This window comes from Vibrio sp. 03_296 (assembly GCF_002265885.1).
Map to the genome: position 1 here is coordinate 1 of NZ_NPKW01001315.1, position 369 is coordinate 369.

Sequence of the window (369 nt, forward strand, 5' to 3'; positions counted from 1 at the left end):
TCAACGCCGACATTAATGTTTTGAAGTGTATTTGTATTCATAATAAGCTAACTCTTGCTTGCGAAATGCGGGCTCGAGACCCAGAAGACTATTCGAGTGTGATGCTTGGAGTTCTATCTGATGTTCGTTCTTGTTATCGGTCTCTCAATAGAGGAGCCAGCGTTCAATCGAACTATCAGATAGAGAACTTTAGTTGCAGCTAAAGTCTGGGTCTCACCTTACCCTGATTCGTTAGTTATTATCCATACAAGGCGTTTAAGCGGGATTCATGCCGCGTGGCATTTTTGGTTTGCAGTGAGTTTTGGTGGTGAAAGTGGTCTGCGGCAGCTTGGTTTATGCGGCATTCACCCCTTAACGCAGCGTTATACC

At 44.7% G+C, this 369-nt stretch carries 1 protein-coding gene; it reads left to right on the plus strand.

Annotation, left to right across the window (positions count from 1 at the left end; translation table 11 throughout):
• Positions 1-237: 237 nt before the first annotated feature.
• Positions 238-369: DUF3265 domain-containing protein (locus CIK04_RS31775; protein ID WP_142995060.1), on the plus strand; the 132-nt coding region annotated here is incomplete at its 3' end.